Source organism: Exiguobacterium sp. PvP048 (assembly GCF_040549175.1).
Classification (GTDB): domain Bacteria; phylum Bacillota; class Bacilli; order Exiguobacteriales; family Exiguobacteriaceae; genus Exiguobacterium_A; species Exiguobacterium_A artemiae.
The window spans coordinates 457,012-468,659 of record NZ_JBEPSU010000001.1 but is presented as its reverse complement, the minus strand read 5'-3'; the positions used below and the strand labels follow the sequence as shown (position 1 = coordinate 468,659).

Genomic DNA, 11,648 nt, shown 5'->3' with positions numbered 1-11,648 from the left:
ATCTGTGCCTCGACTGGTTCAGCTCCCATGTCGGGATACACAGGGACGACTGGCTTTTTAGCCGGTCGTCTTTTTTTGTCTGCTTTTTTAGCGAACAAATGTGTGTAGAGTGATACAATAAGAACAGAAAATCTTCCAAAGGGGCGTAGATGATGAAAAACAAACTTTTATTGATTGATGGAAACTCACTAACGTATCGTGCTTTTTTTGCGTTACCACCAATGACGGATGCGCAAGGACGCAATACGAACGCAGCTTACGGTTTCACGATGATGCTGCTCAAACTGCTTGAAGAGGAACAGCCGACACACATGCTTGTCGCATTTGATGCCTCGAGCGAAACGTTCCGGCATGACGTCTATCAGGAATATAAAGGCAGTCGTGAAAAGACACCTTCCGAGCTCCGGGAACAGTTTCCGATTGTGCGGGACATCTGTGAAGCGTTAGGCATTCAAATGATGGAACTGCACCGTTATGAAGCAGATGATTTGATTGGGACATTGGCACAAACGATACCGGCGGATCGAATCCGAATCGTGACGGGAGATAAGGATTTACTTCAACTCGTGACGAATCAGGTCGAAGTGTTGATTACAAAACGCGGCATCACCGATGTCCTCTGTATGACAGAAGAACTGTTTGCCGAGACATACGGCGGATTAAAACCGATTCAGATGATTGATCTGAAAGGTTTGATGGGCGATAAATCCGATAATATTCCAGGAGTTCCGGGAATCGGTGAAAAAACAGCCGTCAAATTGATTTCTGCTTATGGATCAGTCGAAGGTCTGTACGAACATGTCGAAGACTTAAAAGGGAAACAAAAAGAAAAAGTCATCGCGAATGAAGAATTGGCACGGTTGTCAAAGGAACTGGCGACCATCAAACTCGATGTCCCGCTTGATGTCACGCTCGACGACTTACAGATCAGCGACGTCGATACACAAGTTCCGTATTCGTTATTCCAGTCGCTTGGTTTTAAGTCTTTGACGAACCGGTTTGCACCTGTCGTTGAAGAAGCGGATAAAGAACAGTTGAATGTCAAAACGATTACTTCGCTTCCGAATGATGTGACCAATGCCGTTCTCGTTGTGGAACAACTTCGTGAAGACTATATGGAAGAAGATATCATCGGATTTGGTATCGCGACACCCGATCAAATTTACGTCGCTTCATCTGAACTCGTCGAGGATCCGGCATTTCGTGACTGGATTGAATCGGACCATCAAAAAATCTGTCTGGATGCAAAACAAGCTGCGTTTGCCTTACGGAAACACGGTTTGAAATTAACGGCATTCGATGATTTACTGCTTGCCGGTTATTTATTGAATCTGAGCGGCGGGACGACCCTGGCGTCGATTGCCGGCCATTATATGCTGATGGCACCGAACGAAGAAGCCGTCTTAGGTAAAGGTGCGAAACGTCTTGCTCCGGCAGACGATGTGCTGCATCCATACTTGGCGGAAAAAGCCCGCATGATTGAGCTTTTGTTCCCGAAGGTCAAAGAAGAACTGAAAGCCAACCAACAGTTTGAGTTATATGAAACACTTGAACGTCCGTTGTCGGGTGTTCTGGCTGAAATGGAATGGACCGGCATCCGTGTCGATGTCGAAACGCTCCAGGAGATGCAACACGATTTAGCCGGACGTCTGCACGATTTGGAACAATTGATTTACGGGGAAGTCGGCGAGGAATTCAATATCAACTCACCGAAACAACTGGGAGTCATCCTGTTCGAGAAAATGGAACTGCCTGCCTTTAAGAAAACGAAGACCGGTTATTCGACGGCCGCCGACGTATTGGAAAAACTCCGTCCGCTGCATCCGGTCATCGACCATATCATGTTGTACCGGGAGCTTCAAAAACTGCAATCCACGTATGTTGAAGGCTTGCAGAAGGTCATTAAAGAAGACGGGAAAATCCATACCCGATTTGCGCAGACCATTGCCCAGACAGGCCGGCTCAGTTCCGTTAACCCGAACTTGCAAAACATTCCGGTCCGGATCGAGGAAGGGCGAAAAATCCGGAAAGCGTTTGTTCCGAGCGAACCGGGCTGGTCGTTATACGCTGCCGATTATTCACAAATCGAATTGCGGGTCATGGCCCATATGTCGGAAGACAAGACGCTTGTTCAGGCGTTCTTGGATGATGCCGATATCCACACGCAGACAGCCAGCAGTGTCTTTGGTGTCGCACCAAATGATGTGACCGGCAATATGCGCCGTCAGGCCAAAGCGGTCAACTTCGGAATCATTTACGGCATCAGTGACTACGGTTTGTCGCAGAACTTGAATATTTCACGTAAAGAGGCGCAAGACTTCATCGACCGTTATTTCGAATTGTTCCCGCAAATCAAGTTGTTCATGGATGCAGCGATTGAGAAAGCACGGATGAACGGTTTTGTCGAAACGCTGATGAATCGCCGCCGGAATATTCCTGACATCAATTCGAAAAACTTTAATTTGCGCGGTTTTGCGGAACGGACGGCGATTAACACGCCGATCCAAGGCTCGGCAGCCGATATCATCAAAAAAGCCATGCTCGATGTCCATGCGGCGCTTGAACAGTCACCGTTGCGTGCCCGCCTGTTGCTCCAAGTACACGATGAACTGATTTTCGAAGCGCCGGATGAAGAGCTGGATGCCCTCAAGACGCTGGTCAAACAAGCGATGGAACAGACGGTTCAATTATCCGTTCCGCTTCGTGTCGACGGCGATGCCGGTCATTCGTGGTATGAAACCAAATAACAAGTTGTCAGAGGAGGAAAACAGTTGCCTGAATTACCTGAAGTCGAGACCGTCAGACGAAGCTTGGAACGGACGGTCTCCGGAAAAACGATTTCTTCCGTTAAAGTATTTCATCCGAAGATGATTCGGGGAATGGAAGTCGCACCATTTGTTGATGCCTTGAAACAGGAGCGGATTGAACGAGTGGAGCGTCGGGGGAAATTTTTATTGTTCACATTTAACCGATTTTATCTCGTCAGTCATTTGCGGATGGAAGGGAAGTATTTCCCTTATCCGCAGGCGATTGAAAAAGATAAACACACCCATGTCATCTTCCGCTTTACAGACGGCTCGGAACTGCATTACAACGATGTCCGGAAATTCGGGACGATGGAGCTGCGTGAGAAGGAGACGGCGATGTCGGTTCCTCCACTGGCCCAGCTTGAACGTGAGCCGTTTGATCCGACGTTTACGGCTGAAGTCCTGGCTGAGAACCTGATCCGGAAAAAGCGCAGTCCAATCAAAACGGCTCTGCTAGATCAATCGATTTTTTTGGGGTTGGGGAATATTTATGTCGATGAGACATTGTTTACCGCCCGGGTCCATCCGTTAACGAAAGCCGGGGCACTGACGCTTGATGATATCTCCCGGATTCATGCGGCAGGTGTTGATGTACTCGCCAAAGCAGTTGAAAGCGGCGGAAGTACGATTCGCAGTTATGTCTCTCCGACCGGAAAAGGGGAGTTTCAATTACAGCTTGCTGTATACGGTCAAACCGGGGCACCTTGCCCGAGATGCGGGACGGCAATCGAAAAAATTAAAGTCGGCGGACGAGGAACGCACTTCTGCCCAACCTGTCAACAGGTGGCTTTATGAGAATCGGACTGACCGGAGGGATTGCAACCGGAAAAAGTACGGTCTCTGCCTATCTACAACAACAGGGTGTCGTCGTCATCGATGCGGATCTTGTCGCCCGGCAGGTCATCGAACCGGGCGGGTTGGCTTATGAGGAAGTCAAAGCCGCTTTTCCGACTGCTTTTTCCGACGGTGCGCTCGTCCGGTCAAAGCTTGGCGATATCATTTTTTACGATAATGAAAAGCGGACTGTACTGAATGAATTAATGCATCCGAAAATTCGGCAACAGATGTTAGAAATGGCAAGTCGGCAGGAACAGGCCGGACAATCGATCATCGTTTTTGATATCCCTTTATTGCTAGAAGGAGACTGGAAACAACTCGTCGATCAAGTCGTAGTCGTCTATTGTCCTGCCGAATTGCAAAAGCAGCGTCTGATGGAACGAAATCATCTGACTGCGGAAGAGGCACAGGCCCGTATGAATTCGCAACTCGATATCGAACAGAAAAAGCAATTGGCAGACTACGTTCTGACCAATGAAAGTACACGGGAAGCATTATACCGGCAAATTGATAGCTGGTTAAAAACGCTTCGTTCAGTCTAACGCCGTTTTCTTATGACCGTTTTCTGTCGGCAAAAGTATTTTCGGAATCAAAGTGGGAGAAAGTTACCAACTTCTCTCACTTTTTTTAGATTACGTAATGAAATCGCTTACATTTCATGATATAGTTCTATCTGTAAACGGAGCATTATCCGTCACATTGAAGGGGGATCCGCAAATGGGAGTCAAGGTGGCAGTTAACGGGTTTGGTCGAATTGGTCGAATGGTATTTCGACGTCTGATCGCTGAAGGGAAAAGTGAGGTCGTCGCGATTAATGCAAGTTATCCGGTGGAAACATTGGCACACCTCATCAAATATGACACGGTTCACGGGAAATTTGCATATCCAGTCGACATCATTGATGGGGCATTGATGGTGAATGGACGACAAATTCAAATCGTTAGCGAACGTGATCCGGAACAATTGCCGTGGGGACAACTGGGGATTGATATCGTCGTTGAAGCAACGGGGAAATTTAATTCGAAAACGGGTGCTGAAAAACACTTGACGGCCGGTGCAAAAAAAGTCGTCATTACAGCTCCGGCAAAAGGGGATTTACGTACAATCGTCATGGGGGTCAATGACGAGATGTATGACCATGAGACGGATGCGATTGTCTCGAACGCTTCATGTACGACAAACTGTCTTGCACCTGTCGTCCAGGTCATCGACCGGGCATTCGGGATTGAGTCAGGTCTTGTGACGACGATTCATGCTTTTACGAATGACCAGAACAATATCGATAATCCGCATAAGGATTTACGACGGGCGCGGGCATGCGGATCGTCCATCATTCCGACTTCGACCGGAGCAGCCAAAGCGATTTCACTCGTCTTGCCGCATCTCGAAGGAAAACTCAATGGACTGGCACTGCGTGTTCCGACACCAAACGTCTCACTGGTCGATCTCGTCGTCGAGGTCAGTCGTGATACGACGGTCGCTGAAGTCAATGAAGCGTTCGTCAAGGCAGCGGACGGAGCGCTTGACGGCATCCTCGGCTTAACGATGGAACCGCTCGTCTCGATTGACTTTAACGGGGAAGAGAAGTCGACTGTTGTCGATGGCCTATCGACGATGGTCATGGGAGGACGGCAAGTCAAAGTCCTCGCCTGGTACGACAACGAGTGGGGTTACTCTTGCCGTGTCGTCGATCTTGTTCATCTCGTCGGAGCACACATTGAAGCGACTGGAAATGAAGCGAAACAACTGGAGTTAAAATAAAATAATGTCAAAGAATCGCTCTACATCAACGTGTAGAGCGTTTTCTTCAAGAAAATATAATAAAATTCGAAATTTATCCTTGTGTATCTTTTTGATACTCGCTATAATTCAAATCGTGAACTTCAATCGGTCTGGCAATCGCAGCTTAAAGGGTTAGGACCTCTCTGGACTAACTTTCCCCCGTGGGTGCGAACGACTCAGGCGCAAAGTAAGTGATCAACTACTTTGAAGACCATTGAATGTAGGGGGGATCCACAAATGGATACTATGGGAAGACACATTATTGCAGAACTTTGGGATTGTAATCCTGAAAAATTGAACGACATGGAATACGTAGAACGACTTTTTGTTGATGCAGCACTTCAAGCAGGTGCGGAAGTACGCGAAGTCGCATTCCACAAGTTTGCTCCACACGGCGTCAGCGGCGTCGTCATTATTTCTGAATCGCACTTAACGATTCACAGTTTCCCAGAGCATGGTTATGCATCGGTTGATGTATTTACATGTGGCGATCGAATCGATCCAGCCATCGCAGCGCATTATATCGCTGACGGACTCGATGCGAAAATCCGTGAAAATGTCGAAATTCCACGTGGTATGGGACCTGTTGAAGTTCCAGCTGCTACGGTTCAGCACGTTAACTGACAAAAACACGAATGAACAAGCTCTCGTCTTATGGCGAGGGCTTTTTAATATGTCTGACGTCTGTTATTCTTAATAGTAGAAGAAAACAGAAAAAGGTGATGACGGAATGGGACTGAAAGAACGATTACAAAAGCAAATGGAAACGTCGGATACACATAAAAATGAAAAGTTACGGACCCATTACTATGCAGCAACGGTAGAGATGCTGTTTACGGGATTAGAGGCGACGGTCACGAAACAGCAGGGAACGGTCAAACGTATTGATCAGGGGCGCGGAGAACTGGCCTTTACAGCACCCGGATTAGACGGTCTTGCGACGGTCATCATGGTCGGATCCGGTCGCACGGCGGTGGATCTGTTCCTGCACCGGGACGGTCTGCTCGGTCCGGACTTAGAAAAATGGATTGAATTGATTTATCAGGATCTTGATTCGACCTACCGTTTAAAAATGATCGGCACTAAAGAAATTACGTGAATGGAGGTACGACATGCGTTGTCCAGCCTGCAACTATAACGGGACAAAAGTATTAGATTCGAGACCCGTGCAAGATTTTGGTTCGATTCGCAGACGTCGGGAATGTGAATCATGCGGCTACCGGTTTACGACATTTGAGATGGTCGAACAAACCCCACTCATCATCGTCAAAAAAGATGGGACCCGTGATGAATTCAATCGGGACAAAATCTTGCGCGGATTAGTCCGGGCATGTGAAAAACGCCCGATTTCCATCGAACAATTGGAAACAGTCGTCAGCCGGGTCGAAAAAACATTGCGGGCGACGGCGCAACATGAAATTCCGAGCGAACAGGTCGGACGGCTCGTGCTGAATGAACTGGCGTCTGTCGATGAAGTGGCATATGTCCGGTTCGCCAGTGTCTACAAACAATTTAAAGACATCAATGTCTTTTTCCAAGAATTATCCGAATTGATGGAACGTCATCAAGACACCGAACGGGAAAATCAAACCTAATGAAGGAGAGGTCGTCTGACTGTTCAGAGCGCCCTCTCTTTTTCTCACGAAAGAAGGGATGAAGCAAATGATGGAACGTGAATTGTCAGGGACCGATCTCTGCTTGATCATGAGTAATGGTGTCGTCGACCGGGAAGCGTATCAATCGCTTTATTATCTGTATCAACCAATCATCGGTGTAAAGGCCCTTGGGCTGTATCAAACGTTTTGGAGTGAAATGATTCCGGGGAAGACGAAATCACAATACATCTCGCATGCAGAACTCGGAACGCTGCTCGGATTTTCAGTCGATGAATTTAAAGAAGAACTGTTTAAGCTCGAAGGAATCGGTTTGATTCGGACGTTTGAAGCAAAACAGGCCGCTTACCGCTATGTCTATCAAATCCGTGTACCGTTAGCACCGAATACATTTTTAAATGACGGGGTGTTGTCGAGCTTACTCTTCTACCGCGTCGGGGAGATTCGTTTCCGGGCTTTACAGAATCGGTTCCGGACCGACCCGTTACCGAAAAACGTCGTCGACCGGACCGTCCGGTTTGATCAAGTATTTGACGTCAAGGCGGGACTCGCCTCCGCCCATCAGCCGAAATCATATGCGAAACAAGAACGGGCAGCTTATGAATTTGATTATTCGTTTGACCTTGAAGAAATGAAACGTCAAACCGATCGCTTCTTGCCACGCAGTTTTTATACGAAATCGATTGATCATCTGCTGTTGAAACTCGCTTACGTCACACAATCAAATGAAGCACTCATGGCAGAACTCCTGAACGCCCGTTTCCGTCATGAAGCCTATCTGCCGATGACAGACAGTGAAAAGCAGGAACGATGTAAACAGATGATGTTATCGGCGAAGCAAAAGCTCAGTCGGGAAAAGAAAGCCAAAGTTGCGGTTCTCGAAGAGGTGGAAGTCGGGGAACTCAGTGAAACCGAGACGATGGAAGGAACCCATCCGAAGCATTACGTCGCGAAGTTAAGAAAAGTTAAAGCGTTGTCGGAACGTGATGAAGAGTTGATTCAGCAATTGATTATCGACTATGAAATGTCGTCCGGAATCGTCAACGCCGCTTATTATTATGCGTTGGTCATTAAAAAGGATAACCGTTTCAGTAAAAACTTCCTGTTGTCGATCGTCGATGACTGGAAACAAAAAGGATACGTAACGGCAGCCGAAGCGTTGGCCAAAACGAAAGAGCAAGACGAACTGATTTCAAAAAAACAGGATCAAAAACAGGAACGTTCGCGGCAGACCGTCGGAGGACGAAGAGGCCGTTCCAATGCGACCGGACCAAATCCGAAATGGTTGCAGGAAGAAAAAGAAAAACAGCAGCAATATGAAGCGACAAAAAAAGCCGATTTTGAAGCTGAGGTGCCGGATGATGAAGAAATGGAACGGATTCTGCGGGAACTCAAAGGCAAATAAAGGAGTAGTGAGATGGAACATATCCAATCATCGATTGAAAAGATTTTAAACCGGCCGGACGTGGCAGAATCAGTTCGGGCCATTCATCAGCGTGTCTTGTCACACCCGGGAGTCATCATGTTTTTGCGGACACATCCTGAAATCGATCAACGGATGATTGAACGCGGCATGCTGAAACTAAACGAGTATGCGGAACAGATGAACGGAAATCAAATCATTGAAAAGAAAGCCGTCATCGAAGGTTATCAGCCTGTCCTGCACTTAGAAAAAGGCCAGATCATGGTCGCTTATGAAAAAACCCAAGCGTTACGGGACCGTGAGAACGAGCGGGCTCTCGAAAAGAAATTTAAAAGTCTCTTCTTACCGGATGAAGTCCGGGATGCGAACTTCAGTGACTTTGATTTAACGACGACGGACCGAAAGCTCGCTTTACGTGCCGCTTCACAGTTTTTAAATGCAGTCCGTTCCAAACAACAAGTCAAAGGATTGTACCTGCACGGCAGTTTTGGTGTCGGGAAAACGTATCTGCTCGCAGCGATCGGTAATGCGTTGAAAAAGGAACGGGTTGCGACGATTTTGGTTCACGCACCCGGTTTCGTCTCGGAAGCGAAGCGGCGGATCCGGTCGGATAGTTTCGATACGTTTTTGGAAAGTTTTCAGACCGTCCCGGTTTTGTTGATTGACGACATCGGAGCAGAGTCGATCAGTCCATGGGTCCGTGACGAATTATTCGGCATCATCCTGCAGTACCGGATGATGCATCGTTTGCCGACCCTGTTCAGTTCCAACCTGTCGTACGACGAACTGGAGCTGCATTTCGGGATTACGAATGACCAGGGAGACAAACTGAAAGCCATGCGTCTGATGGAGCGGATCCGGACGACGACGAATCCGGTTGAGTTTTTAGGCGAAAACCGACGCCGGTATTAATTTCTCTTGTCAAAGAAGTTCGACTTTGGCTATACTAAGGACACAATCTGTATAGATGTCAGCTACGATTGAGGATATGAAAAATGAACAGGGACCAAACAAGCGAGAGAAGGATGGTGAAAGCTTCTCATGGAATCCGTCATTTCTTTACTCCCTCATAGCTCAGGCGGGGATAATCCGCTTGCGCGTCACGCCCGTTAGCGCGTGTTCGAGCCGGTGCATGGAAACATGTTCGGGAACGAGGGTGGTACCACGAGATTGAGACTCGTCCCTTTTTGAGGGATGGGTCTTTTTTATTTTAATTTATAGGGGGAAGCAGTCATGTCAAACATTGCTCTTACATTTCCAGATGGTGCAGTAAAAGAATTTACAGCCGGAACGACAGCTGAAGAAGTCGCCGCTTCAATCAGCCCGGGATTACGGAAAAAAGCGTTTGCCGCAAAATTAAACGGTCAAGTCATCGATTATCGTCGTCCAATTGAGGAAGACGGTTCAATTGAACTCGTCATGCCGGATTCGGAAGAAGGACTGGATTTAATCCGTCACTCATCTGCCCACTTGATGGCACAAGCGATTAAACGTCTGTACCCGGACGAGACGATTCATCTCGGAATCGGACCGACGATCGAAAACGGGTTTTACTACGACATTGATATGGAGCGTCGTCTGACAGAGGAAGACCTGCCGGAAATCGAAAAGATGATGAATAAGATTGCCGGTGAAAACTTACCGATCGAACGGGAAGTCGTTTCACGCGATGAAGCATTAGCTGTTTATCAGGAATTAAACGATCCGCTCAAAATCGAATTGATTGAATCGATTCCTGCCGATCAGGATTTAACGTTCTACCGTCAAGGCGAGTTCTTCGACTTATGCCGCGGACCGCACGTACCGGCGACAGCGAAACTCCAAGTCTTTAAACTGATGAGCATCGCCGGTGCTTACTGGCGCGGTGATTCAAAAAACAAGATGTTGCAACGGATTTACGGAACAGCATGGGCAAACAAAGATCAGTTAAAACAACACCTGCACTTCTTGGCGGAAGCCAAAGAGCGCGATCACCGGAAACTCGGGAAAGAACTCGACTTGTTCTTCACATCCCAAGATGTCGGACAAGGTCTGCCGATGTGGTTACCAAAAGGAGCGGCCATCCGCCGGACGGTCGAGCGTTATATCGTCGATAAAGAACTTGAACTCGGATACGAGCACGTCTATACGCCGGTTCTTGGTTCTGTTGAACTGTACAAAACATCAGGACACTGGGATCACTATCAAGATGATATGTTCCCGAAAATGGAAATGGACAATGAAGAGTTGGTTCTCCGTCCGATGAACTGTCCACACCATATGATGATTTATAAAAATGAACCGCGGTCGTACCGTGACTTACCGCTCCGCGTCGCAGAACTCGGTGGTATGCACCGGTATGAGATGTCGGGTGCGTTAACAGGTCTTCAGCGTGTCCGTTACATGGTCTTAAACGACGGTCATACGTTTGTTCGTCCGGATCAGATGAAGGAAGAATTTAAAGCCATCGTTCACTTGATTCAAGAAGTGTATGCCGACTTTGGTATCACGGACTATAAATTCCGTCTTTCGTATCGTGATCCGGCGGATAAAGAAAAATACTTCGACAACGATGCGATTTGGGAAATGGCGCAACGTGAGTTGAAAGAGACAATGGATGAGCTCGAGCTGCCGTACTTTGAAGCGGAAGGCGAAGCTGCATTCTACGGACCAAAGCTTGACGTACAAGTCCGCACAGCGCTTGGTAAAGATGAAACGCTGTCGACCGTTCAACTCGACTTCCTCTTGCCTGAACGCTTTGAGCTGACATACAAAGGAAACGACGGACAAGATCACCGTCCTGTCGTCTTGCACCGTGGTGTCGTCTCGACAATGGAACGATTTGTCGCTTACTTGATTGAAGAGTACAAAGGAGCGTTCCCGACGTGGCTCGCACCGGTTCAAGTCAAGTTGATTCCGGTCTCAAGCGTACATGAAGACTACGCACGTGAAATCAAAACGATGCTTTTGAAAAAAGGAATTCGTGTCGAAACGGACTTCCGTGATGAAAAACTCGGTTACCGGATCCGTGAAGCACAAGTCAATAAAGTACCGGTCATGTTGGTCCTCGGCGATAAAGAAATTGAAGCGCGCGAAGTCAATATCCGCCGTTACGGTTCAAAAGATTCAAGTAACGCATCACTCGAACAGTTCGTCAGCGATTTGGAACAAGAAATCGCGAACCGTTCAAAATAAGCATGTCTTACC

The 11,648-nt window shown here is 47.6% G+C and carries 10 protein-coding genes; all 10 read left to right on the top strand.

Translation table 11 applies throughout. The features are described 5' to 3' along the window. Positions 1–149 precede the first annotated feature (149 nt). Positions 150–2,747 carry a DNA polymerase I gene (polA, locus tag ABIC15_RS02350; protein WP_354019652.1) on the top strand — a complete coding sequence of 866 codons (2,598 nt, stop codon included), beginning with the start codon at positions 150–152 and terminating at the stop codon, positions 2,745–2,747. A 24-nt stretch (positions 2,748–2,771) separates the two neighbouring features. Further along, positions 2,772–3,602 (top strand): DNA-formamidopyrimidine glycosylase, encoded by an 831-nt coding sequence (mutM, locus tag ABIC15_RS02345; RefSeq protein ID WP_354019651.1) that lies wholly within the window; start codon positions 2,772–2,774, stop codon positions 3,600–3,602. Further along, positions 3,599–4,186, top strand: coding sequence for a dephospho-CoA kinase (coaE, locus tag ABIC15_RS02340; RefSeq protein ID WP_354019650.1), 588 nt, complete (start codon positions 3,599–3,601; stop codon positions 4,184–4,186). The genes mutM and coaE overlap by 4 nt, the downstream gene beginning before the upstream one ends. Positions 4,187–4,361: 175 nt before the next feature. After that, positions 4,362–5,405, top strand: a complete 1,044-nt coding sequence (locus ABIC15_RS02335) for a glyceraldehyde-3-phosphate dehydrogenase (RefSeq protein ID WP_012371068.1) — start codon at positions 4,362–4,364, stop codon at positions 5,403–5,405. Positions 5,406–5,663: 258 nt separating this feature from the next. After that, positions 5,664–6,050 carry an adenosylmethionine decarboxylase gene (gene speD, locus ABIC15_RS02330; protein ID WP_012371067.1) on the top strand — a complete coding sequence of 129 codons (387 nt, stop codon included), beginning with the start codon at positions 5,664–5,666 and terminating at the stop codon, positions 6,048–6,050. Positions 6,051–6,156: 106 nt separating this feature from the next. Continuing rightward, positions 6,157–6,525 (top strand): hypothetical protein, encoded by a 369-nt coding sequence (locus tag ABIC15_RS02325; RefSeq protein ID WP_354019649.1) that lies wholly within the window; start codon positions 6,157–6,159, stop codon positions 6,523–6,525. A gap of 13 nt (positions 6,526–6,538) precedes the next feature. Beyond that, on the top strand, positions 6,539–7,021 hold the full coding sequence (gene nrdR, locus ABIC15_RS02320; RefSeq protein ID WP_114595266.1) for a transcriptional regulator NrdR: 483 nt from the start codon (positions 6,539–6,541) through the stop codon (positions 7,019–7,021). 67 nt (positions 7,022–7,088) lie between these two features. Continuing rightward, positions 7,089–8,444, top strand: a complete 1,356-nt coding sequence (locus ABIC15_RS02315) for a replication initiation and membrane attachment family protein (RefSeq protein ID WP_012371064.1) — start codon at positions 7,089–7,091, stop codon at positions 8,442–8,444. Positions 8,445–8,456: 12 nt separating this feature from the next. Continuing rightward, positions 8,457–9,374, top strand: coding sequence for a primosomal protein DnaI (gene dnaI, locus ABIC15_RS02310; RefSeq protein ID WP_354019648.1), 918 nt, complete (start codon positions 8,457–8,459; stop codon positions 9,372–9,374). Between the two features lie 321 nt (positions 9,375–9,695). Further along, positions 9,696–11,636: a threonine--tRNA ligase gene (thrS, locus tag ABIC15_RS02305; RefSeq protein ID WP_012371062.1), complete on the top strand. Its 1,941-nt coding sequence runs from the start codon at positions 9,696–9,698 to the stop codon at positions 11,634–11,636. Positions 11,637–11,648 lie beyond the last annotated feature (12 nt).

Coding starts and splice junctions, on each gene's coding strand:
- nrdR (WP_114595266.1), top strand. CDS start 6,539: ATGCGTTGTCCAGCCTGCAACTATAACGGGACAAAAGTATTAGATTCG.
- thrS (WP_012371062.1), top strand. CDS start 9,696: ATGTCAAACATTGCTCTTACATTTCCAGATGGTGCAGTAAAAGAATTT.
- ABIC15_RS02335 (WP_012371068.1), top strand. CDS start 4,362: ATGGGAGTCAAGGTGGCAGTTAACGGGTTTGGTCGAATTGGTCGAATG.
- coaE (WP_354019650.1), top strand. CDS start 3,599: ATGAGAATCGGACTGACCGGAGGGATTGCAACCGGAAAAAGTACGGTC.
- polA (WP_354019652.1), top strand. CDS start 150: ATGATGAAAAACAAACTTTTATTGATTGATGGAAACTCACTAACGTAT.
- ABIC15_RS02325 (WP_354019649.1), top strand. CDS start 6,157: ATGGGACTGAAAGAACGATTACAAAAGCAAATGGAAACGTCGGATACA.
- dnaI (WP_354019648.1), top strand. CDS start 8,457: ATGGAACATATCCAATCATCGATTGAAAAGATTTTAAACCGGCCGGAC.
- speD (WP_012371067.1), top strand. CDS start 5,664: ATGGATACTATGGGAAGACACATTATTGCAGAACTTTGGGATTGTAAT.
- ABIC15_RS02315 (WP_012371064.1), top strand. CDS start 7,089: ATGATGGAACGTGAATTGTCAGGGACCGATCTCTGCTTGATCATGAGT.